Annotated in this window: 23 protein-coding genes; 13 read left to right on the forward strand and 10 right to left on the reverse strand. The window is 67.5% G+C overall.

Features of this window, described 5'->3' with window-relative positions:
- Positions 1-9 precede the first annotated feature (9 nt).
- From rsmA to ABW137_RS37450, 3 genes are all read right to left on the reverse strand, one after another.
- Complete coding sequence (gene rsmA / locus ABW137_RS37440) at positions 10-915, reverse strand: 16S rRNA (adenine(1518)-N(6)/adenine(1519)-N(6))-dimethyltransferase RsmA (RefSeq protein WP_526408359.1); 906 nt, start codon at positions 913-915, stop codon at positions 10-12.
- A complete protein-coding gene (locus tag ABW137_RS37445) occupies positions 912-2,039 on the reverse strand; it encodes a transglycosylase family protein (RefSeq protein ID WP_526408322.1) in 1,128 nt (375 codons plus the stop codon). Before ABW137_RS37445 ends, rsmA begins: the two co-directional genes overlap by 4 nt.
- 125 nt (positions 2,040-2,164) lie before the next feature.
- Entirely contained in the window at positions 2,165-3,007 is an 843-nt protein-coding gene (locus ABW137_RS37450; RefSeq protein ID WP_526408324.1) for a TatD family hydrolase, read from the reverse strand.
- 26 nt (positions 3,008-3,033) lie between these two features.
- Between ABW137_RS37450 and metG the strand changes: the two genes are divergently transcribed.
- The 4 genes from metG (at position 3,034) to ABW137_RS37470 (ending at position 8,078) form a co-directional block, all read left to right on the forward strand.
- Positions 3,034-4,602 (forward strand): methionine--tRNA ligase, encoded by a 1,569-nt coding sequence (gene metG, locus ABW137_RS37455; RefSeq protein WP_526408326.1) that lies wholly within the window; start codon positions 3,034-3,036, stop codon positions 4,600-4,602.
- Positions 4,603-4,707: 105 nt separating this feature from the next.
- Complete coding sequence (locus ABW137_RS37460; protein WP_526408328.1) at positions 4,708-5,883, forward strand: NAD(P)/FAD-dependent oxidoreductase; 1,176 nt, start codon at positions 4,708-4,710, stop codon at positions 5,881-5,883.
- Positions 5,880-6,782, forward strand: coding sequence for an RNA polymerase sigma-70 factor (locus ABW137_RS37465; RefSeq protein ID WP_526408330.1), 903 nt, complete (start codon positions 5,880-5,882; stop codon positions 6,780-6,782). Before ABW137_RS37460 ends, ABW137_RS37465 begins: the two co-directional genes overlap by 4 nt.
- 12 nt (positions 6,783-6,794) lie before the next feature.
- Entirely contained in the window at positions 6,795-8,078 is a 1,284-nt protein-coding gene (locus ABW137_RS37470; protein ID WP_526408332.1) for an aminodeoxychorismate synthase component I, read from the forward strand.
- On the opposite strand, the gene rsmI is transcribed toward ABW137_RS37470, so the two are convergent.
- Positions 8,034-8,870, reverse strand: a complete 837-nt coding sequence (rsmI, locus tag ABW137_RS37475) for a 16S rRNA (cytidine(1402)-2'-O)-methyltransferase (RefSeq protein WP_526408334.1) — start codon at positions 8,868-8,870, stop codon at positions 8,034-8,036. The genes ABW137_RS37470 and rsmI overlap by 45 nt on opposite strands.
- A gap of 81 nt (positions 8,871-8,951) precedes the next feature.
- On the opposite strand from rsmI, the gene ABW137_RS37480 reads away from it, so the two are divergent.
- Positions 8,952-10,454, forward strand: a complete 1,503-nt coding sequence (locus tag ABW137_RS37480; protein WP_526408361.1) for a dolichyl-phosphate-mannose--protein mannosyltransferase — start codon at positions 8,952-8,954, stop codon at positions 10,452-10,454.
- A gap of 48 nt (positions 10,455-10,502) precedes the next feature.
- On the opposite strand, the gene arcA is transcribed toward ABW137_RS37480, so the two are convergent.
- Positions 10,503-11,708, reverse strand: a complete 1,206-nt coding sequence (gene arcA / locus ABW137_RS37485) for an arginine deiminase (protein ID WP_526408336.1) — start codon at positions 11,706-11,708, stop codon at positions 10,503-10,505.
- Between the two features lie 47 nt (positions 11,709-11,755).
- Here arcA and soxR point away from each other — a divergent pair, with 47 nt between their 5' ends.
- Together soxR and ABW137_RS37495 are read left to right on the forward strand one after the other, a co-directional pair.
- Positions 11,756-12,187, forward strand: coding sequence for a redox-sensitive transcriptional activator SoxR (gene soxR / locus ABW137_RS37490; RefSeq protein ID WP_526408338.1), 432 nt, complete (start codon positions 11,756-11,758; stop codon positions 12,185-12,187).
- 40 nt (positions 12,188-12,227) lie between these two features.
- Positions 12,228-12,857, forward strand: coding sequence for an alpha-ketoglutarate-dependent dioxygenase AlkB (locus ABW137_RS37495; protein WP_526408363.1), 630 nt, complete (start codon positions 12,228-12,230; stop codon positions 12,855-12,857).
- On the opposite strand, the gene ABW137_RS37500 is transcribed toward ABW137_RS37495, so the two are convergent.
- Both ABW137_RS37500 and ABW137_RS37505 read right to left on the reverse strand, forming a co-directional pair.
- Positions 12,854-13,513, reverse strand: a complete 660-nt coding sequence (locus ABW137_RS37500; RefSeq protein ID WP_526408340.1) for a DUF5642 family protein — start codon at positions 13,511-13,513, stop codon at positions 12,854-12,856. The two genes, ABW137_RS37495 and ABW137_RS37500, sit on opposite strands and share 4 nt — an antisense overlap.
- Positions 13,514-13,541: 28 nt before the next feature.
- The gene (locus ABW137_RS37505; protein WP_526408342.1) at positions 13,542-14,210 is read right to left on the reverse strand and encodes a DUF5642 family protein; all 669 of its coding nucleotides are present in this window, start codon (positions 14,208-14,210) and stop codon (positions 13,542-13,544) included.
- A 57-nt stretch (positions 14,211-14,267) separates the two neighbouring features.
- Between ABW137_RS37505 and bsh the strand changes: the two genes are divergently transcribed.
- From bsh to ABW137_RS37530, 5 genes are all read left to right on the forward strand, one after another.
- A complete protein-coding gene (gene bsh / locus ABW137_RS37510; RefSeq protein WP_526408344.1) occupies positions 14,268-15,239 on the forward strand; it encodes a bile salt hydrolase in 972 nt (323 codons plus the stop codon).
- Positions 15,240-15,382: 143 nt separating this feature from the next.
- Positions 15,383-16,114, forward strand: coding sequence for an envelope biogenesis lipoprotein LpqN (gene lpqN, locus ABW137_RS37515; RefSeq protein WP_526408345.1), 732 nt, complete (start codon positions 15,383-15,385; stop codon positions 16,112-16,114).
- Between the two features lie 66 nt (positions 16,115-16,180).
- Positions 16,181-17,992 carry an envelope biogenesis lipoprotein LpqN gene (gene lpqN / locus ABW137_RS37520; RefSeq protein ID WP_526408347.1) on the forward strand — a complete coding sequence of 604 codons (1,812 nt, stop codon included), beginning with the start codon at positions 16,181-16,183 and terminating at the stop codon, positions 17,990-17,992.
- Positions 17,993-18,074: 82 nt separating this feature from the next.
- Positions 18,075-18,485, forward strand: coding sequence for a hypothetical protein (locus tag ABW137_RS37525; RefSeq protein ID WP_526408349.1), 411 nt, complete (start codon positions 18,075-18,077; stop codon positions 18,483-18,485).
- A 40-nt stretch (positions 18,486-18,525) separates the two neighbouring features.
- Positions 18,526-19,440, forward strand: a complete 915-nt coding sequence (locus tag ABW137_RS37530; RefSeq protein ID WP_526408365.1) for a hypothetical protein — start codon at positions 18,526-18,528, stop codon at positions 19,438-19,440.
- Positions 19,441-19,471: 31 nt separating this feature from the next.
- Here ABW137_RS37530 and ABW137_RS37535 read toward each other — a convergent pair whose 3' ends face one another.
- The 3 genes from ABW137_RS37535 to ABW137_RS37545 are packed head-to-tail and all read right to left on the reverse strand — an operon-like array spanning position 19,472 to position 21,739.
- Positions 19,472-20,299: a shikimate 5-dehydrogenase gene (locus ABW137_RS37535; RefSeq protein ID WP_526408351.1), complete on the reverse strand. Its 828-nt coding sequence runs from the start codon at positions 20,297-20,299 to the stop codon at positions 19,472-19,474.
- On the reverse strand, positions 20,300-21,307 hold the full coding sequence (gene pat, locus ABW137_RS37540; RefSeq protein WP_526408353.1) for an acetyltransferase Pat: 1,008 nt from the start codon (positions 21,305-21,307) through the stop codon (positions 20,300-20,302).
- A gap of 42 nt (positions 21,308-21,349) precedes the next feature.
- Positions 21,350-21,739 (reverse strand): hypothetical protein, encoded by a 390-nt coding sequence (locus ABW137_RS37545; RefSeq protein WP_526408355.1) that lies wholly within the window; start codon positions 21,737-21,739, stop codon positions 21,350-21,352.
- A 289-nt stretch (positions 21,740-22,028) separates the two neighbouring features.
- On the opposite strand from ABW137_RS37545, the gene ABW137_RS37550 reads away from it, so the two are divergent.
- Positions 22,029-22,428, forward strand: a 400-nt coding sequence (locus ABW137_RS37550; protein WP_526408357.1) for an STAS domain-containing protein, incomplete at its 3' end; no start/stop codon positions are given.

Below are 22,428 nucleotides of genomic sequence, written 5' to 3' on the forward strand. Positions count from 1 at the left end.
ATTCCGCACCTAGTAGGTGCGGACGTTCTGCTGCTGCGGCCGCGGCTCCAAGTCGCCCGAGCGTTGCAACAGGCGAACGAAGTCGGCGATGCCGAGCGTCTCGCCGCGTCGGGACGGATCGATGCTGGCCGACAGCAGGCGCTCGGCGGACTCGTTGCCAGAACCGGCCCATTCGGCGAACGCATTGCGCGACGTCTTGCGTCGCTGTGAGAACGCGATGTCGATGAGGTGGAACACCTTGTTGCGGAATTCGTCGTCCGTAGGCCATGCCGAGGTCTCGTAACGGTCGATTCGGACCAGTCCGGAGTACACCCGCGGGATGGGCCAGAACACCGTCGGTGACACCATGCCGTGGCGCTTGACGTTGCCGTAGAACCGCACTTTGGCGCTGGGCACCCCGTAGTCCTTGCCACCCGGCTCGGCGGCCAGCCGCTCGGCGACCTCCGCCTGAACCATGACCATGACGGTGCGGATGGTGGGGAATTGCGCCAGCATGTGCAGCAGCGCGGGCACCGCCACGTTGTAGGGCAAATTCGCGACGAGTGCAGTCGGCTGCTCGGGCAGATCGGGGTGCGACGGCATCAAAGTGAGGATGTCGGCGTTGATCACCGTCAGCCTGTTGATTTCGCTGTGTGAGTGATCTGCGATGGTCTTTGGTAGCTGACGTGCAAGAACGGCGTCGATCTCTACCGCCGTCACCGTTGCTCCACGATCCAGGAGACCCAGGGTCAGCGACCCGAGGCCCGGACCGACCTCCAACACGTGATCGTTGCGATTGACGCCGGACGCCGACACGATGCGCCGCACGGTGTTCGCGTCGTGAACGAAGTTTTGCCCAAACGCCTTCCTGGGCCTGAACTCGAGTTCCTTTGCCAGGTGCCGTATCTCGGTCCGCCCGAGAAGCCGAATCGTCAGCGCACTCCCAACCTTCCACTACACGTGGGCCATGCGCCCCAACCCTGACGCGCCCGGGTTACCTCAGCAATCGCGATCTGTTCTTCTCTCGAAGCCAGATCGGCTCGCTGAGCATACCGCAAACCGCCGTTGCGCTCCCAGGTGTTTTGATCGAATTGCACTCCGCCGTAAAAACCGTTGCCCGTGTTGATAGCCCAATTACCACCAGCTTCACATCGCGAAAGGGCGTCCCACGTGCCGCCTTGGGTAACTGGCGGCACCTCGGTGCCGGGTTTTGCGCCAATTTTGACGACTCCGTCACGCGCTGGCACGAGGACGACATTGGCTACTGGCAACCTCCCGGTCTCCACTCCGTTCACCGTGGCGACCGCGAACGTCACGTCCTGCGTGCCGGGCATACCGGGGTCTTCAACCACCTGCCGACTCATGTTCATCGTGACGTCGGGGACCAGTTCGTTGCTGGGATTGAGCGGCATCCGCTCGGTGATCTTCTGGACGCGAATCCGGGTCACCTGGATCTGCATTCCGTCGACGACCGGCGACGCGGCGGGAGGCACGACGGTGTCGCTCTGCAGCAGCGGAACGCCCGCAGCCTCGAGAAGTCCTGCCACGTTGGTGGCTGCGAGGCGGACCGTCCGGACGGCGCCGCCGTCGTTGATCACGATGGTCCGTGGCCCCACGACCGGCAGCGACATGCCCTCCAGGGGTACGCGACTGCCACGCGATGCAGCGGCGGGGGCGGTGTCGGTCATCGACAGCTGCGAGAGGGCTTCCTGGACGGTAGAGGCGGTGGTCCAGACCTCGCGGCTGTTCGATCCGTCCAACGAGATCTGCACCGGTCGGCTGCGGCGGAGCACGATCGTCCCGGCCTGCTCGACGGCGGCGTCGGCAGCTGGATAGAGGTCGTCGCGCTCGCCGACGTCGAAGCCGTTCTCCCGGACCACGTCGATGACGTGGGTCTTCATCGTCGACACCGTGACCGACGAGCCGTCGACGGTGAGCGTGACGGTCTTGCGCGCGGACACGGCGTAGCCGCCCGCGAAGGTCAACGCGACCAGTAGGGCGGCGACCAGCAGCCGAAGGTGAGGTGAACGCGCTTCATGAAGTTTGTGTAAGTAGTACAAGTACTTCCCCGACTATTAGATCAGCGACTGAACCAACGACCCGGCTGAGCGCATGTGTCACAGGACGGTAACGAAAACCGCAGGTCCGGGCAACTTACCGGGGGCTTCGACACCCCGTGTCGGCCTCAACCACGAAATCCGTAGGCCCGCGTCGCGTTGTCGGAGGTTTCCCGAGCGACGTCGTCTGCCGACCTACCTACGACCTCGGCCAATGCGCGCACCGTGTACGGCAGACAGTACGACTCGTTCGGTGCCCCACGGAATGGATGGGGGGTGAGGAACGGCGCGTCCGTTTCGACGAGGAGTTGCTCCGGCGGGATCAGCAGAGCCGCCTCACGCAGATCCCTGGCGTTGCGGAAGCTGACCGTCCCCGACAGGCTCAGCAGCCAGCCGGCGTCGACGCACGCGCGGGCCATCTCGGGACCCGACGAGAAGCAGTGGAAGATCACCGTCTCGGGCGCACCCTCGGCCGTCAGGACGTCGAGGACGGCGGCATCGGCGTCGCGATTGTGGATCATCAGCGGCTTGCCGGTGCGCTTGGCCAAGTCGATGTGCCAGGCGAAGGCCTCTCGCTGCTCGGCGGGCTCCGCGCAGCCGTCGAGCTTGCCCGGCCAGTAGAGGTCCATCCCGGTCTCGCCGACGGCGACGACGCGGGGTTGGGTCGCCAGCCGTTCCAGTTCGGCCTTGGCCTCGTCGTCCAGCACGTTGGCGCGCGTCGGATGCAGAGCCACCGCGGCGTACACCCTGGGATCCCATTCCGCGGCCTGCGCGGCCCAGCGGGCGGACGCCAGGTCGTCGGCGATGGTGACGACGGCCCGCACGCCGACCGATTCGGCCCTGTCGAGGATTACGCGCACGTCGTCGGCGTCGGAGGCGCCGCACGCGTCGAGATGGGTGTGCGCGTCGACCAAGGGGGCCAGGGGTTCGGGAAGTGGCGGCCTCTCGCCCCGTCTTTGGTTGGAACTCACGTCGACACAATAGGGTGGAATGCCTGATGAGCTCCCAGAGGTCCTACGGCGACGGAAAGCCGTACTACGTCACCACCGCCATCGACTATCCGAACGGCGCACCGCACATCGGGCATGCCTACGAGAAGATCTCGACCGACGCCATTGCCCGGTTCAAGAGGCTCGACGGTTTCGACGTCCGCTTCCTCACCGGCACCGACGTGCACGGCCTGAAGATGGCGCAGACCGCGGAGAAGGAAGGCATCCCCACCGAGCAGCTGGCCCGACGCAACTCCGATGCCTTCCAGGCGATGCAGGAGCGGCTCGGCGTCTCCTTCGACCGCTTCATCCGCACGACCGACGCCGACCATCTCGAGGCGTCCATCGACATCTGGAACCGGATGAACGCCGCGGGCGACATCTACCTGGACTCCTACTCCGGGTGGTACTCCGTACGCGACGAACGCTTCTTCGCCGACGACGAGCTGGAGCTGCGCGACGACGGCGTCCGATATTCGTTGGAGACCGGCACCCCCGTGACGTGGACGGAGGAGCAGACCTACTTCTTCCGGCTGTCCGCCTACGCCGAACCGCTGCTCGCCCACTACGAGGCACACCCCGAGTTCATCGGACCCGACGTCCGTCGCAACGAGGTGGTGAGCTTCGTCTCCAGTGGGCTGCGCGACCTGTCCATCTCACGGACCACGTTCGACTGGGGCGTCCCGGTGCCCGACCACCCCGACCACGTCATGTACGTATGGGTCGACGCACTCACCAATTACCTGACGGGCGTGGGCTTCCCAGACACCTCTTCGGAGGCCTTCGGCAAGTACTGGCCCGCCGATCTGCACGTCATCGGCAAGGACATCATCCGGTTTCACACGGTGTACTGGCCCGCGTTTCTGCTATCGGCAGGCCTCGAGCTGCCGCGAAAGGTGTTCGCGCACGGCTTCATCAACGTCAAGGGCGAGAAGATGAGCAAGTCGGTGGGCAACGTGATCGATCCAGTCGATCTCGCGGATGCGTTCGGAGTCGACGCGCTGCGCTACTTCCTGCTCCGCGAGGTGCCCTTCGGCCAGGACGGCAGCTACAGCGAAGACTCGATCATCGGCCGCATCAACACCGACCTGGCCAACGAGCTCGGCAACCTGGCGCAGCGGTCGCTGTCGATGGTGAACAAGAACCTCGACGGCGTGGTCCCCGAACCGGGCACCCCCAGCCCGGAGGACGCCGCGCTGCTGGCGCATGCCGACGGCCTGCTTGCGACGGTCCGCGCCCACTTCGACGTGCCGGCCATGCATCTCGGCCTCGAAGCCATCTGGCTGATGCTCGGTGCGGCCAACCGGTACTTCTCCGCCCAGGAGCCCTGGGTGCTGCGCAAGTCGGAAGCCGCCGAGGATCAGGCCCGGTTTGGTGCCGTGCTCTATACGACGCTGGAGGCGGTGCGGATTGCCGCGCTGCTGGTGCAGCCTGCGATGCCGACGTCCGCGGCCAAGCTGCTCGACCTACTGGGTCAGCCCGCCGATCAGCGGCAGTTCTCGGCGATCGGCACGCGGCTGCAGCCGGGCACGGTACTCCCGACGCCTGAAGGGGTGTTCCCCCGCTATCAGCCGTGAGTGAGCTGCGCCACATTCGGCGTCACCGTGTCACACTTCGACGGTCTCCGGTGTCTTGAGGTCAGACCGGCTCAAGAGTGAGCCGAAAGATCCAGAGGAGTGCTCATGACCACGCCAACGCACGTCGTCGTCATCGGTGGCGGATACGCCGGTGTGATGGCCGCCAACCATCTTCGGCTCAACGGGGACGTCGCCATCACACTGGTCAATCCCCGCCCCGAGTTCGTCGAACGAATCCGGCTGCATCAGCTCGTCACCGGGTCCGACGACGCGGTCGTGGACTACTCGGACGTGCTCGCAGGGGACGTGCGCAGGCTCGTCGACACCGCCGAGCTCATCGACGCCACGTCGCGCACCGTGACACTGGGCTCCGGTGGGACCATCGGCTACGACTACCTCATCTACGCCGTCGGTAGCACGGGAGCGGCGTTGACCGTGCCCGGTGCACGCGAATTCGCCTATCCCATATCGGAATTGGAGCATGCTGAACCGCTGCGGGTGGCGATGGCCGAGGTGCATCCCGGTGCGCCGGTCGTGGTGGTCGGTGCGGGGCCGACGGGGATCGAGACCGCGACCGAACTCGGCGAGCAGGGTCATGCCGTCACGCTGGTGTGCGGCGGCGTGCTGGGACCGTACCTGGGTGCGCGGGCCCGAAGGTCGGTGGCCAGGCACATGAAGCGGCTCGGCGTGACCGTCGTCGACGGCGCGGGCGCCAAGGTTACCGAGGTGCGCGAGGGGTCGGTGCTGTTGGCCGACGGTCGCGAACTGCCGAGCGCGGTGACCATCTGGACGGCGGGCTTCGGCGTGCCGGACCTGGCCGCCCGCAGCGGCCTGGCCACCGACGCGATGGGCAGGCTGCTGACCGATGAAACGCTGACCAGCATCGACAACCCGTACGTCGTGGCGGCCGGTGACGCGTCGGCACCCTCGAATTCGCCGCTGCGGATGAGCTGCCAGGCCGCCATCCCACTCGGGGCCCAAGCCGCCAACACCGTGCTCAGCCGCATCGCGGGCACCGAACCCAAGGTCGTGAACCAGGCGTTCACCGGCCAGTGCATCAGCATCGGCCGCAAGGCCGGCACCATCCAACTGGCGCATCTCGACGACCGCGTCATGCCGATGTACCTCGGCGGGCGGGCGGCGGCCACCATCAAGGAGGCCGTCTGCAAGGGCACGGTCTCCTTCCTGGCCAGGGAGGCGCGTAAGCCGGGGTCGTACTTCTGGCTCAAGGGCGGCAAGCGGACCGAGAAGCTCGCGGAACAGGGCGTCGCAGTCAAATGACCGGTGGGGCCAGCGAGCACGCGGAACGCTTCACCAATCTGCGGCCGTTGTTGTTCACGATCGCCTACGAAATCCTGGGTACGGCAACGGAATCCGACGACGTGCTGCAGGAGAGCTACCTGCGATGGGCCGAGGTGGACCTGGCCGGGGTTCAGGACACCAAGGCCTACCTCGCCCAGCTCGTCACCCGCCAGGCCCTCAACGCCCTGCGGGCGCAGGCCCGCAGGCGCGAGGAGTACGTGGGCCCGTGGCTGCCAGAACCGCTGCTGTTCGACACCGCCGACGCATCGACGGACGTCGTGCTCGCCGAATCGGTGTCGATGGCGATGATGGTGGTGCTCGAGACGTTGAGCCCCGACGAGCGGGCCGTCTTCGTGCTGCGCGAGGTGTTCGGCTTCGGACACGACGAGATCGCCGAGACGCTCGCGAAGTCCCCAGCGGCGGTGCGCCAAATGGCGCACCGCGCGCGCGAGCACGTGCAGTCCAGGCGCAAGCGGTTCGAGCCCGTCGATCCGAAGCGGTCGCTGGAGCTCACCGCCCAGTTCTTCGCGACCGCGTCGACGGGCGACATCGACGCGCTCATCACGATGTTGGCACCCGACGTGGTCTGGACCGCGGACAGCGACGGCAAGGCCAGCGCGGCGCGTCGGCCCATCGCGGGCGCCGGGAAGGTGGCCAGGCTCATCCTCGGCCTACTCCGCATCGGAGGTGACGAAGGCCGCGTCGAGCCCGCGTTCTACAACGGGGCTCCCGCGCTGGTGCTGTACCTCGGCGACACCCTGGAGGGCATCATCTCCGTCGAGATCACCGACGGGTTGATCACGCACTTCTACGCGATGCGCAATCCGGAGAAACTCGGTGGGGTGAAGGTTCCCCGGGAGATCTCGCGCACCGCGTGACAAGCTGAGGCTGTGCGGGTCGAGCGGATCGGGGTGTCGCGCAGCGCCCCGGAGGTGCTGCGCAGCATTGCTGCTGCGGCGGCCCGGTTGAACCTTCCTTCGCCAGCCGCGTTGACCGGCGCCTGGTTCGGATCCAGGGCGGTCATCGCGCCGAGCGTCGCCATCGAGGCCGTCGACCCCGGCGCCGTGTTCGACGTCTTCCCCGGCGGCCCGAGCGAAGCGATCGGCGGAGGCTGGATCGGGTATCTGTCCTACCCGGACGCCGGGCGCGACGGCGCGAGCCCACGGATCCCGGAGGCCGCAGGCGGCTGGACGGACGACGTCCTTCGCCAGGATGCGAACGGACATTGGTGGTATGAAAGCCTTTCCGGGGCACCGGCACCGCAGTGGCTCCTCGACGCGCTGACCATCGATGCGCCTGCCGTCGATGCGCCGTCCGTCGATGCGCCGGCATCGCACTGTGACGTTCAGTGGAATCAGGCCGACCGCGACGAGCATCGCACCGGCGTCGAAGCCTGCCTCGAAGCCATCGCGGCTGGCGAGGTGTACCAGGCCTGCGTCTGCACGCAGATGATCGGCACCGCGACGGGTTCGACGGTCGACTTCTTCGCCGACGCCGTCGCCCGCACCGCCCCCGCTCGGGCGGCGTTCGTCGCAGGCGCGTGGGGGGCGGTGGCCTCGCTGTCACCGGAGCTATTCCTGCGTCGGGTCGGTGAGGACGTCGCGTCGAGCCCCATCAAGGGCACCTTACCCCTGACGGAATCTCCTGCAGTGCTGCGTGATTCGGTGAAGGACGTCGCCGAGAACATCATGATCGTCGACCTCGTCCGCAACGATCTCGGCCGCGTCGCCGTCACGGGATCGGTCGGGGTTCCCGAGCTGCTCGTCGTCAGGCGCGCGCCGGGCGTGTGGCATCTGGTGTCGACGGTCACCGCCCGCATCGGTGTCGACGTCCCGATGTCGACGGTGCTGGACGCCACGTTCCCGCCGGCCTCGGTGACCGGCACGCCGAAGGACAGGGCTCGCGAGCTCTTGATCACTTGGGAGCCGGTAAGGCGTGGAATCTACTGCGGCACGATTGGTTTGGCATCGCCACTGGCTGGCACCGAGCTGAACGTCGCCATCCGTACCGTCGAGTTCGACGCCGCCGGTAATGCGGTGCTCGGCGTCGGCGGGGGCATCACCGCGGACTCCGACCCCGACGCGGAGTGGCGCGAGTGCCTGCACAAGGCTGCGCCCATCGTCGACGCGTCAGTTGCGCGCACGCAGGACCGCGTCGTAGAGCTCACGCCGTGACGGCGCCCCTGGATGGGCGGCGATCACCTCGGCGCAGGCGTCCTTGACCCGTGCACCCGCTTCGACCAACTCGTTGACGGCGGCAACCAGCGTGTCCAGGTCGGCCTTGGGCTCGGCACCTGCCAGGACGACCGTTATCTCGCCGAGGACGCCGTCACCAGCCCAGGCGGCGAGCTCGGCGAGCGTGCCCCGCTTGATCTCCTCGTGGGTCTTGGTCAGCTCGCGGCAGACCACGGCGCGTCGCTGCGGTCCGAGTTGGTGCACGGCATCCTTCAGACATTCTTCGAGCCTGCGTGGTGACTCGAAGAACACGCACGTCCGCCGTTCGGTGGCCAGGGACGCCAGCCACGTCGACCGTGCGGAGTGCTTGCGCGGTGCGAAGCCCTCGAAGCAGAACCGGTCCGATGGCAGGCCGGACACGGCGAGCGCGGTCGTCACGGCCGAGGGGCCAGGCAGGCAGCTGACGGTCAACCCGGCAGCCGCGCACGCCGACACCAACCGGTACCCGGGATCGCTGATCAGGGGCATGCCCGCATCGCTGACCACCAGTACCGTCGCCCCTTGGGCGATCTCCTCGACCAGCCAGGGCACCCTGGCGCCCTCGTTCTGGTCGAAGAAGCTGACGACCCTTCCCGTCGGGCTGACGTCGAGCGCCTGGGCCAGCGTGCGGATGCGACGGGTGTCCTCGGCAGCGACGATGTCGGCACTGCCGAGCGCGTCGACGAGGCGGGCGGACGCGTCGCCAGGCTGGCCCAACGGCGTGGCCGCCAGTAGCAGTCGGCCGGGTGTCACACCGAACAGAATACGATCGCTGTCGTGACCGCCCCGCCCATCGACTCCGACGTGGCCGATCGGCCCGAACGCGAGCGCGAGATTCCGGTCATCAGTCCAGGGCCGCTGGTGCCGATCAACGACTTCGGCCCGGTCGACCGATTGCAGGGCTGGGCGATGACCGCCGTGATCACCGCACTGGCGGCGGTGACCCGGTTCTTGAACCTGCGATCCCCGACGGATGCCGGCACGCCGATCTTCGACGAGAAGCACTATGCACCGCAGGCCTGGCAGGTGTTGGGCAACCACGGCCTGGAGGACAACCCCGGCTACGGCCTGATCGTCCACCCGCCGGTCGGCAAGCAGTTGATGGCGGTCGGTGAGGCGTTGTTCGGATACAACGGGCTCGGCTGGCGGTTCTCCGGCGCGGTGTGCGGCGTGATCATCGTGCTGTTGGTGGCGCGGATCGTCCGTCGGATCGCCCGGTCCACGCTGATCGGCGCCGTTGCGGGCCTCCTGATCATCGCCGACGGCGTCAGCTTCGTGACGGCGCGGACCGCCCTTTTGGACGTCTTCCTGGTGGTGTTCGTGGTGGCCGCGTTCGGCGCTCTGATCGTGGACCGCGACCAGATGCGAGAGCGGATGCACGGCGCCCTGCTGGAAGGCCGCATCGCCGAGACGCCGTGGGGTCCGCGCCTCGGGGTGCGGTGGTGGCGTTTCGGAGCGGGCGTCCTGCTCGGGCTGGCGTTGGCGACGAAGTGGTCGGGTCTGTACTTCATCCTGTTCTTCGGATTGATGACGTTGGCGTTCGACGTGACTGCGCGACGCCAGTACCGCGTGCCGCGACCATGGCTCGGCACGCTGCGGCGCGACGTCGGGCCCGCGGTGTACGTCCTCGGCCTGATCCCCTTGGGGGTCTACCTCGCGTCGTACGCGCCGTGGTTCGCCTCCGAGACCGGCATCAACCGGCACGAGGAGGGCAAGTCGTTCGCCGAGGGCGGTCTGCTTCCGGACGCCATCAGGTCGCTGTGGCACTTTACGTACGGCGTCTTCACCTTTCACTCGCAGCTCACCAACGCGGCGGGCAACCACCATCCCTGGGAGTCGAAGCCGTGGACGTGGCCGATGTCGTTGCGGCCCGTGCTGTATGCGATCGACCAGGACAACGTTCCCGGCTGCGGGGCACAGTCCTGCGTGAAGGCCGTGATGCTGGTCGGCACGCCAGCGATGTGGTTCCTCGCCGTGCCCGTGCTCGGGTGGGCGGCGTGGCGGGCGTTCGTCAAGCGTGACTGGCGCTACGCCGTCGCCCTGACGGGTTACACCGCGGGCTTCCTGCCATGGTTCGCCGACATCGACCGGCAGATGTACTTCTTCTACGCCGCGCCGATGGCGCCCTTCCTGGTGATGATGATCGCGCTGATCCTCGGCGACGTGCTCTACGCGCCACGTCAGAACACCGAACGAAGAACGCTCGGGCTGCTCGTCGTGTGCATCTACGTGGCGGTCGTGATCACGAACTTCGCGTGGCTCTATCCGATCCTCACGGGGCTGCCGATCTCGCAGACGACGTGGAACATGCAGATCTGGCTGCCCAGCTGGCGATAGACCGCCGCTCCGCCCCGTTTTCGAGAGCGGGGCGCCCTCGGGTGTGACTCAGAGCGGATCGCGGGCCACGGGGCACGACATGCAGCGTGGGCCGCCCCGACCCGTGCCGAGCTCCGACGCCGAGATCGGCAGCACCTCGATACCCGAATCAGCAAGGCGGGTATTGGTTTCCGTGTTGCGCTCGTAGGCGACCACCACGCCGGGGGCCAGCGCCAGGGTGTTGTTGCCGTCATCCCACTGCTCACGCTCGGCGGTGATGGGGTCCAGACCCGTATCGATGACGCGCAGTTTGTCGATGCCCATCGCGTCGGCGGCGGCGTCGACGAACGGCGCCGCGCTCTCGATCGCCACACCCTCGGTCTTGCGCCGGATGGTGAATGCCGACAACGAGTCGACGATGTTCGGATACATGACCACGGCGTCGACGTCGACCATGGTGCAGACGGTGTCCAGATGCATCTGAGCGCGCTCCTGAGCGATGGGCACCGCCAGCACCGTGTGCGCAAGATCATCGTCGAACAAGCTGCGCGCCAACGCTTCCGCACCAGCGGGAGTGGTGCGCTCCCCCACGCCGACGGCGACCACACCCGGGGCGAGCAGCAGCACGTCGCCGCCCTCGACGGGAGCCGAGCGCGACTCATAGGCCCTCCGCACCCCCAGGAACCGGGGGTGATGGGCGTAGATGAGGTCGGTCAGCGACGTCTCCCGAATCCGCGCGGGCAGGGCGAGCGAGGTGATCGCCACCCGCGGCCCAATCCAGAACGACGAGTCACGCGTGAACAGGAGATTGGGCAGCGGGTCGATGACGAAGTCGGCGTCGTGGTGCATGCGCTGCACCAGCGACATCTCACTGCCGAGGAACGGCAACTCGCTGAACGTCATCCCGGCCATCAGGATGCGACCGAGCTCGTCCACGTCGAGCGTTCGAAGGTACGCCGAGAGTTCCTGCGCCAGAGGCAGTCCCAGCCGTCGCGAATCGACCGCGGCGGCGATGCCATGCATCCTGGCGGCCCCGCTGGCCAGCGCCTCGGTGAGGAGATCGGCCAGCAGCAGCACCTCGACGCCCCGCGAGCGCAGCAGCGCGGCGAATGCATCGTGTTCCTCTTGCGCCCGCGCCACCCACGGCATCCCGTCGAACAGTAGGCGGTCGTTGTTGCGCGGAGTGAGCCGCTGCAGTTCAGGACCCGGGCGGTGCAGGATGACGACCCGCAGATTGCCCACCTCGGAATTGGCTCCCAGCACCGTATCGGTCACACAAGCACCGTAACGCCTAACCTGCCACCTCAACTATTGTTTAGGTCATGGACGTGCTGGAGCTCACCCCGGGCGAGCTGAGCCACCGCAGCGGCGTGGCCGTCTCCGCCCTTCACTTCTACGAACGCGAAGGACTGATCGCCAGCCGACGGACGTCGGGCAACCAACGCCGCTACGCCAGGGAGACCCTGCGACGGGTCGCGTTCATCCGGATGTCGCAGCGGCTCGGCATCCCGCTATCCCGCATCCGCGAGGCACTGGCCAGCCTGCCCACCGACCGCGTCCCCACCAGTAAGGATTGGGCCCGGCTGTCGGCGGGCTGGCGGGCTGACCTCGACGAGCGCATCGTGCATCTGCAGCGCCTTCGCGACAATCTGGCCGGCTGCATCGGCTGCGGCTGCCTGAGCCTCAAGACGTGCACGCTGACCAATCCCGGCGATGTCCTGGCCGAACACGGTCCTGGTGCCGCAAGGCTATGAGTTCGAACGCGCGTGCGATAAACTCGGCGACGTGGCAGGGATCGATCTGGCCGTCCAAGATGCACTCTTCGGCCACGACGAACGTCGCGAGCTGGGTGACGGCGCCTGGATCGACGTCCGCGCTGGCTGGCTCACCGGGGCCGACGACGGCGATCAGGGGCGCTCGCTCGGCGCGGAGGACGTGTTCGAGGCGCTGATGACCAGCATCCCGTGGCGCGCCGAGCGCCGCCAGATGTACGACCGCATGCTCGACGTGCCCCGGCTCGTCAGCTTCCACGACCTCACCTCAGGGCCCACTCCGCATCCGGCGATCGCCCGACTGCGCGTGCGGCTCAACGACATCTACGCCGGCGAGATGGGCGAGCCGTTCACCTCGGCTGGCCTGTGCCTCTACCGGGACGGCACCGACAGCGTGGCCTGGCACGGCGACACGATAGGCCGCAGCAGCACCGAGGACACCGTGGTCGCCATCGTCAGCCTCGGCGCCACCCGGATGTTCGCATTGCGCCCCCGCTCGGGCGGTCGCTCGCTGCGGTTGCCGCAGAGCCACGGCGACCTGCTCGTCATGGGCGGTTCCTGTCAGCGCACCTGGGAGCACGCGGTGCCCAAGACGGCCAAGCCGACGGGCCCGCGGATCAGCATCCAGTTCCGCACCCGCGACGTGCGCTAGGACCCCCGGACCGCCGAGACGGCAGCCACCAGCAGGTCGCGGGCCCGCTGCGCGTCGATCGCAGCAACGGCCTTGCCGGGCTCCACCAGCGGGTTGGCCGTGACGATCACGGTGAACGTCGCGAAGCTGGCGACATATCTGTCGAGCTCGCCGCCCACCACCTGATTGCCAGCCATCGTCTGCCGGAAGCGATGCGTGCCGATCGTCCGGGCCCCGTCGATGGTGGGCGCCTCGATCTCCTCGTCGAGGCCGCGGACCCCGTTGGCCGCGAAGGCCACCTTCTTGCACGAGTCGCCACGATCGGCGACCGGCAACGGCTCCGACGTCTCGACCGCGATCGCAACGAACCTGTTGCCGTTGCCCTCCGCCGTCGTCGAGGCCATCTTGCCCTGCAGCCCGGCGGGCACCTCCGTACCGGTTGCCACCTTCGCGCAGTCAGCCGGGTCGAATACCGCGCCGGGCGGCGGGGCTTCCGACGCGAGGAGGCGGGGGTCGATCGCGGCGGGACCGACGCTGGTCAACTTGAATTCGGGGCCGAAGGTCGACTTCACGTCGAGCACCTTGGCGATGTCGGCCTGAGCGTCGTCGGCAGCCGGGGCGCCTGCGCAAGCCGCCAATACGGTCACACTTGCAAGGGCGAGCAACGTCCTGAGCATCGCCGCCAATCTACCCGTCCGACGGCCGTCAGCCCCGCAGCGCGGCGACCGTCTCGACCAGAAGATCCGCCGCGAAGTGTGGTGCCAGCGGCTGGCCCACGGAGCCCGGGTCGGTGACGACCACGACGTAGGCGGCACAACCACCGAGGTCAGCGGTGAACGTCTGGGCGCGCGAATGGGTTTCGGTGCCTCCCTCGACCTGCGTGGCCATGTCCGTGACCAGTCCCAGGGTCGACACGTCGGCGATCCGCGGGGCGTCGTCGAACCTGATGGTGGCAGCGGTGTGGTCGGTGAAAATGCTCCACGGCACGCAGTCGTCGAAGACCGCGGGCGCCACACCGTCGTCAGCCGTGGCCGCGACGACGTAGACGATGCCGCCTGGCCCCGACGCCGACCATCCGGAGACGGCGGCGCCGACGCCGACCGGCTCGGCGAGCCCGGCGCAGTGGCCGGGTTCGCTCGTCCAGTCGTCGCCGAGACCCCACAGCGCGATCGGGGTGGCGTCGGCGGGCAGAGAGGACACCTCGTAGCCGGGCGGCAGACTAGTGCGGGCGCGCGCCACGTTGGCGATCGAGAACGTGTCCTCCGCGGCGGACGCTGTCGTCGGGACCGAGGTCGAGGAGGGAGCCTGGGCGGTCTTCGCCCCACCGCACGCCGCGCACAGCGTCATCACGGCGCATAACGCGAACACGCGCATGAGGTCTTGATACCACGGCTACGCTGGCCGACACCGCTATCCAGAAGGGACACGCAGATGTGTACTCGAGTCCTGTGGAATAGCAATGACATCGCCGTCTTGTCGGGTCGCAGCATGGACTGGCCGGAGTCGACGGAGCCACTCATCGTCGGCTTCCCCCGCGGCCGTGCCCGCGACGGCGGCTTGATGGCAGGCGAGGCCGTGGTTGCCGACAACCCACTGCGGTGGACGAGCACCTACGCCAGCCTTGCGACGACGGTCTACGGCATCGGCACCGTCGACGGATTGAACGAACGCGGCTTCGCCGCCCATGGCCTCTACCTCAAGTCGACCGACGTCGGGCTACGCAACCCGGAGCTGCCAGGGCTGCACACCGCCCTATGGGCGCAGTACCTGCTCGATCAGGCGGCGACGGTCTCCGAGGCGCTCGAGTTGATGAAGGCCATCCAGCTGGTGATGGTCAGCGCGCACGGATTCGACGCCACCTTGCACCTCGCCATCGAAGACGCCGACGGCGACTCGGCGATTCTGGAGTTCGCCAGCGACGAGCTCGTCGTGCACCACGGACGCGAATTCACCCTGATGACCAACGATCCCACCTATGATGAACAGCTGACGTTGCTTGCTGCACAAGACTTTTCGCATCCCAGCAGTGAACTGTCACTGCCCGGCAACGTCAACGCCGTCGACCGATTTCAGCGGGCCGCCTACTACTCGGCGCTCCTCCCCAAACCGGCGGACGAGCGCCAGGCCATCGCCGGCGTCATGGCGATCATGCGCAACGTCTCGGTGCCGTTCGGCGCTCCCTACGCCGAGTTCGGCGTCTACAACACCGAGTACCGAACGGTGTGCGACCTGACCAACCGCACCTACTTCTTCGAGCTGACCACCAGCCCCAGCGTCATCTGGGTGCAGCTCGACGGGCTGGACCTCGACCGAGGGGCCCCGGCGATCGCCGTCGATCCATACGACGAATCGTTGACGGGCAACGTGACCGGCCGGTTCACCCCCTCGGACATCCGCTTCTGACCGCGCCACGCTCCTGCTCCTCACGTCCGCTCCAAATCCTCTGCTCCTCACGTCCGCGGTGAGATCTGCTGCTCCCATCCGCAGATCCGTGTACGTTCGGCTTGCCGACCGTAGCCCGGTCGCCAGTGACGAGGGGACACTTCATGCGCACGTACACGACAGCGGGGGCCGGGGCGCTCGTCGCACTGAGCTTGCTCCTGGTGGGCTGCGGATCCGAGAGCAACACCGACGCGGCATCGTCGACGTCCTCGACCCCATCGTCAGAATCGTCGGCATCGTCGGCATCGTCGTCCGAGGCACCGAGCAGCAGCGCAGCGCCCGCCACGGCAGCCCCTGCCGCCGGACCGAACCGGACGCTCGCCGACTTCGTCAAGGAGAACGGCCTCACCGCAACGCCGATCAAGCGGGGAGATCCCGGCTCGCCCACCGTCGAGCTGCCGACCCCGGTCGGCTGGAAGGACGCCGGAGCACAGACACCGCCGGACGCGTGGGGCGGGATCATGTTCGCCGACCCCAACACGGCCAGCGCCCCCGCGACGATCATCGCCAACATGACCAAACTGACGGGGACCTTCGACCAGGCCAAGATATTCGACTATGCGCCAGGCGAAGTGGAGAACCTACCCGGCTTCCAGGGCAGCCCCGGCATGATCGCCGAGAAGAAGCTCGGCGGTTACGAGGCATACCAAGTCGCTGGGTTGTACGAACAGGACGGCGCGCAGCGGATGGTCGCGCAGAAGTCGGTCGTCATCCCGGCCAAGGACGGCAACGGGGTGTACGTCTTGCAGGTCACCGCCTCTGGCGTCGAGGATCAGATGGGACCGCTGCTGGATGCCACCACCGAGATCGACGACAAGACCACGATCACGCCCTGACGGGTGCGCCCCGCGGCGACGGGAAGAATCATTGGGTGTCGTGACTGGTGACGCGGCGGGCGATCCATGGCATTGAACAGCGGTGACCAGTTCGCCGGTTTCGTCATCGAGCGGATGCTCGGTGCTGGCGCCATGGGTGAGGTGTACCTCGCGCGCCATCCCCGGCTGGCCCGCAACGACGCACTGAAGATCCTGCCTGCGGCACTGACCAGCGACGGCGAGTATCGCGTGCGGTTCAACCGCGAAGCCGACATCGCCGCTGCCCTGTGGCATCCGCACATCGTGGGGGTGCACGATCGCGGCGAGTACGGCGGCCACCTGTGGATCTCGATGGACTTCGTCGACGGTACCGACGCGGCACGGCTGTTGCGTGATCGCCCGCAGGGACTACCCGCCCGAGAGGTGCTCGACATCGTCGACGCCGTCGCCGACGCATTGGACTTCGCCCACGCGCGCCGGCTCCTGCACCGCGACGTCAAACCCGCGAACATCCTGGTGACGTCGGCGGCGACGGGCCCGCGGCGAATCGTGCTCGCGGACTTCGGCATCGCGCGCAGGGTCGACGACGTCAGCCTGACCGCCACCAACATGACGCTCGGCACCGTCAGCTATGCAGCACCAGAACAGCTGATGGGAGAGATGATCGACGGCCGCGCCGACCAGTATGCGTTGGCGGCCACCGCGTTTCACCTGCTGACGGGTACGGAGCTGTTCCCTGGCACGAATGCCGCCGTGACCATCGGCAAGCATCTCAGCGCCGCCCCTCCGCGGTTGTCCGACGTCAAACCGGAACTCGCGCAGCTGGATTCGGCGCTCGACACGGCCCTGTCGAAGCAGCCCGCCGACCGCTTCGAGAGCTGCCGCGCCTTCGCAGACGCACTCCGCAAGGGCACCATCCAGCCTGCCACGCAACTGCGGCCCATCGTGCCCCCGGAATCGCAGGGTCCGCTCGATGCCCCCACGTGGGTGACTGGACCGCCCACCGTGGCGGCGCCCAGCGGCCCGATCCGGGACGCCCCAGCCCTGGCCTGGTCCTCGGAGTCACCGGCCCCCGAGACACCGAATCCGTACGTGTTGCCGCAACCAGCCTCGCCGCCTCGTCAGGCCCGTCGCCGGGAACCGCCACCGCGGCGCGGGTCCACCCGCTCGCTCGTCATCGCCATCGTCGTCGGCGGCGTAGCCGTTGCACTCGCCGCAACCATCGCGTTCGTGACGTGGTCCGGCGACGAGCAGGGCACCGCCACCCGACCGGCGACCTCCACGCGTAACCCTCCCCAGACATCGGCCCAGTCGTCGGAACCGGACTCCCCAACGCCGACCGTCCAGGCCCCACAGCCACCGTCCGGCGCCAACCCCACCATCGCCGACTACATCCGACAGCAGGGCCTCACCGAGACGACGGTGCGCCGCGGCGACCCCGGCGTGCCGACACTGACCTTGCCCATCCCCGACGGCTGGGAGGACGCGGGCGACCGAACCCCGGAATGGGCATACAGCGCACTGATGTTCGCCGATCCCGCCGCAGCCGCAGACCCACCGACGATCACGGCGGTGATGTCCAAGCTGACGGGCAACGTGGACCAGGCCAGCATCTTCGCTTACGCGCCGGGCGAGTTGAAGAACCTGCCCGGTTACGAAGGGAGTCCAGGCGGGATCTCCGACAAGCAGTTCGGCGGCTTCACCGCCTTCCAGATCGGCGGCACCTACGTCAAGGACGGCGTGCAACGGTTGGTGGCACAGAAGACGGTGGTGATCCCCGCGAGCGACGCCAGCGGGGTGTACGTCCTGCAACTCAACGCGAACGGGACCGCGAGTCACGTCAACGCCTTGGCGAACGCCACCGCCCTGATCGACGAGAACACGACGATCGTCCCGTGACCGCGCGCTTTGGTCCGCGGATTCAGTGTCGCAGCTAAGATCCGAGCCACAGCCGCCACGGCAGACCATCCAGGGGGGAAGCATGACCGCCGCGCATCAGCCCGTCTCCAGCGAACCACCGCCGCCGCAGCGCGGTCTGACCCGTGAAGAACGCGGACCTGACGTCAGCCAAGCCCAGGCCGACGTCGAGGCCGAGACGTCGACGGTCAAGAAGTACCTGAAGGCCATCAGCTTCCGGACCACCTGGTCGATGGCCGAGGGCTATCCCGTCGTGATCAAGCAGTTCCTCCAGTTCTGCCTGATCCTGGTCTATCCAGCCTTCGTGTTCGCCATCATCGCGGGCGCGGTGTTGCACGGATTGTTCTACGTAACGGTGTATCCCGTGCTGTGGCTGCTGTTCTGGCCGATGCGCGCCCACCAGAAGAGACACCACCCGGAGGAGTACGCCGCGAACCGCGAGAAGTACGAGAACAAGAAGTGGTGGCAGACTTAGTGAGTCTCTTCGGCCGATCGGGCGAGGCTTCGTGACGGTGATGGTGACGGTGACGCCCAACGTGGCCCGACCGCGGCAGAGCGTTACCGCCACGGTGGCCACCGACAAGCCCATCGACGGGGTCACGTCGGCACGGCTCGAATGGGGTTACGACAACTTCTACCGGTACCACTGGGCGGGGCGCGCGGACTCGGCCGCGGCGGCGGGCAACGACACGCTGTGGACGGCGGGCCAGGTCGGCACCAACTACGGCGGCGAGTGCGACACCGACGACTGGGTGTGCGTCACCAGGGTCGACGTGCCCTTGAGCGCAGACCAATTCGCCGCAGACCAATTCGCCGCACACCAATTCACGGGGGCGTCGGCGACGTTCGCGCTGCCGTCGTGGTCACCGGGTTCCTCACCTGAATTGGCCAGGTGGGCTTGCCGACTCGTCGTCGAACGGAGTGGCCGAGACGTCGACGAGCGTGGGGTGTTCGCCGTCGTCATCGGCCGGGCCGACGTCGACCCGATCGAGGCCGTTCCACAACCCGTCGAGCACTACATGGGCGGCCGCGACAGCGACATCGACGTCGTGCTCCCGACCGCCGTGTGGCGGGCGGGCGAACCCATCACGGGGCACCTGGCGATCCGGCCACTGCAGGACCTGCCCGCCGCTGACATCGCCGTGTACTGGCAGCGCCACCGTGAGCACCATCCGCTCGAGCGCTATCCCGCGCAGGGTGGTGCGCTCGACGGACCGCCACTGCATCTCGGCAAGAAGATCCCGATGCAGGGCGGCGTTGAGTTCAGCCTCCCCTTCGCGTTGCCGCTGCCTGCCGATGCGGCTCCCACGGGAGAGGCCGTCCACTCGTCGTTGTCGTGGTTCGTGGGCGCCAGGATCTTCTACTCCGGCCTCAGCAGCCACCAGTTCCAGCGATCCCGCCGCCCGATCGTGGTGGTCAACGCGCCCTGACCCCCCTCAGGCCCTTGACATCTCCGATGCCTCAGGCTCTTGACATCTCCGATGCCGAAACCACCTGCTCGGCCGTCGGCCGCACCCCCGTGTAGCGCTCGAACTGCTCGGCGGCTTGCAGGGCGATGACCTCGGCGCCCGTCACGACGTGTTTGCCTGCGTCCCTGGCGGCCGTGATCAGCGGCGTTTCCGAGGGCAGCGCCACGACGTCGAACACCGTCGTCGCCGCGGCGATCGTGGCGTGGTCGAACGCCCGCTCGGACGCCTCTGATGCACCCGCCATGCCGATGGGGGTGACGTTGACGATGACCGACGCCACGTGGGAGCCGACCTCGGCGGCGTAGTCGTATCCGAGTCGGTCGGCCAACGCCCGCCCACTGTCCTGGTTGCGTGCGACGACGATTCCGGACCGGAAGCCGCGGTCGCGAAACGCTGCGCCGACCGCGCTGGCCATGCCACCGCTGCCGCGGATCAGCACCCGCCCGCTCTTGTCGAGCCCATGGTCGTCGATCAGCCGCTGGATGGCCAGGTAGTCGGTGTTCGACGCCCGCAGATAGCCGTCGTCGTTGACGATGGTGTTCACCGAGTGGATGGCCCGTGCCGAGGCCTCGACCTCGTCGACGAGGGCGATGACGGCTTCCTTGAACGGCATGGACACCGAGCAGCCGCGGATGCCGAGGGCGCGGACGCCGCCGATCGCGGCCGTGATGTCCGTGGTGGTGAACGCCTTGTAGATGAAGTCCAGCCCGAGCTGGTCGTACAGATAGTTGTGGAACCGGGTGCCGATGTTGCTTGGCCGCGCTGCCAGCGAGATGCACAGCTTGGTGTCCTTGTTCAAGGCCGGCCGTTGGCCCGCCATCTAACCCACCGCCCGAATCACTTGCCGAGCCACGGAGCGGATCTGCCGGTACAGATCGGTGGGCAACGTCGTGTCGCGCATCAGGGGGACGTCGACGACCGTCGTCACCACCCCCCGATCATCGCGGTGCCACTCAGCGCCGTACTGGTCGAGGATCCTTCGCATCGGGACATTGTCCGCCAACACCCGTGCGGTGAACCGACGGATGCCCTCACTTCGCGCCACGATCGCGAGCGCCTCCACGAGGAAGGTGCCGATGCCGCGGCCCTGGTAGTCGTCGCCGACGATGAAGGCGATCTCGGCAACGGTGGGGCGATCGACCCTGACGTACCTGCCGTCGGCGACGATCGGGGCGTCGATGGCCCTGTCCTCGGTCAGCACCCAGACGAAGTGATCGACGTAGTCGACCTCGAACAGGTAGGCCATCAACGATGGCGTCGGCGTCCTGGTGGTCTGGAACCGGCGGTAGAGCGTGTCGCTGGAGAACTGGACCGGACCGTGCACGGTGCGCTCGTTGTCGCCGGGGAGCACCGGTCGCAGATGCAGCACGGTGCCGTCGCGCATCTGCACCGGGATGGGTTCGACGTAGGTCGCCAGGCGCTGGCGCGCGGTTCGCACCAGTTTGGCCACCATGGCGGGCACCTCGAGGATGGCTGCGAGCGCATCCGGGCCACCGACCCAGCCGACGAGTTCCGCTTCCTCGGTCACCGTCACGGTCGCAGACCGCGGCGCGTCGCGGAGCAGCGCGATCTCGCCCACGATCAGCCCCGCAGGCACCTCCACCTCGAAGACCTCGCCGTCCACGCCGGTATGGCGCACGCACACCCGGCCCGCTCCGATGAGCAGGAAGGAGTCGGCGTGCTCGCCCTGGCGCATCAGCACCTGACCGGGACGCGCCGTCAGTGGACGTAGCAACGCCGCCAGCGGACCCAGCACCGTGACCGGGCAGCCGGCGAAGAAGTCCAGGCCAGCCAATTGAACGGCGCTGACGGTGGGGTGTCCCGCCACGTCATCGAGGCTACGTCATCGGTGGGACGGGCCCGATTCGATTCAGATGGCGTCCATCGGCGGACCTTCGAGATTGGTCACCTGCTTGTCGGCCACGGCTGTCGCGATGGCGTTGCCGTCGCGCACCACGCCGACGATCGCCACTTCGTCGTTGACGGCGAATGTCGCTCCCGCTTCGCCAATCATGCTGCCGCTGGCCGTGATTGCGTTGGTCTCGGAAGTGATGGTGTAGGTCCGAGCGAACCCATCGGCGCTCTGGGCGGTCACCGAGGTGGGCGTGACCGCGATGATCCGGCCCTCCTGGCTGAGCGGCTGCTGGACGGCGGCCGGCGGTGGGCCGGATTCGCCGGAGGCGGTTGCCTCGCCGTCGACCATGCGCACCACCGCGGCGGCGGCCACCGCAGCGAATGCGACGGCAAACAGAACCGCCACGATGGCAAGGTGCAGACGCGACGATCGTCGGTCGTGCTTCGAATGTCTGGCGGCCATTGGTGGCTCTCGCTTTCCGCTTGGCTGGGGGCCGGGTACCCGGCCGCCAGCCGTCGGAAACGACCGATTATGGAGTAGTTCTAAATAACTGTTGTCCCACCAGCGAGTTCGTATTACTCTCAGATCAGGTTGAGTTCACAGCCGTTGGAAACGTCATCGCGGCTTTTGGCAAAAGGGCCTACTCCCTTGACGAGAATTTCGGCACTCACGCTCGGCCTGATGGAGAAACATCGTGTCCCTAGCCCCTGGCACACCTACCGGTAGCCCAGCCCCACCCCGCGTCCTCGTCGAGTTCACCGGCGAGCCGATCGGTTCCTCAATGGTGCTCGTCACCGCCGCAGGCGAGATCGACGCCGCCAATGCACTAGCCCTCAGCAAGTTCGTCGAAAGCCGACTGGACGTCACCAGTCGCCTCATCGTCGACCTACGGCCACTCAATTTCTTTGGCACTCAAGGCTTTTCGATCCTTCATCGCATCAATGTCATGTGCTCACGCCACAACGTCAACTGGGTCGTGATCACGGGCGCCGAAGTCGACAGGGTCCTGCACATCTGCGATCCCGACGGTGGCCTGCCCGTCGCCGACAGCCTGGAAGAAGCGATGGCGTCGGTGGCTCGGCCGCCGCGCAACC

It is taken from the genome of Mycobacterium sp. (assembly GCF_040509115.1).
Lineage (GTDB): Bacteria > Actinomycetota > Actinomycetes > Mycobacteriales > Mycobacteriaceae > Mycobacterium.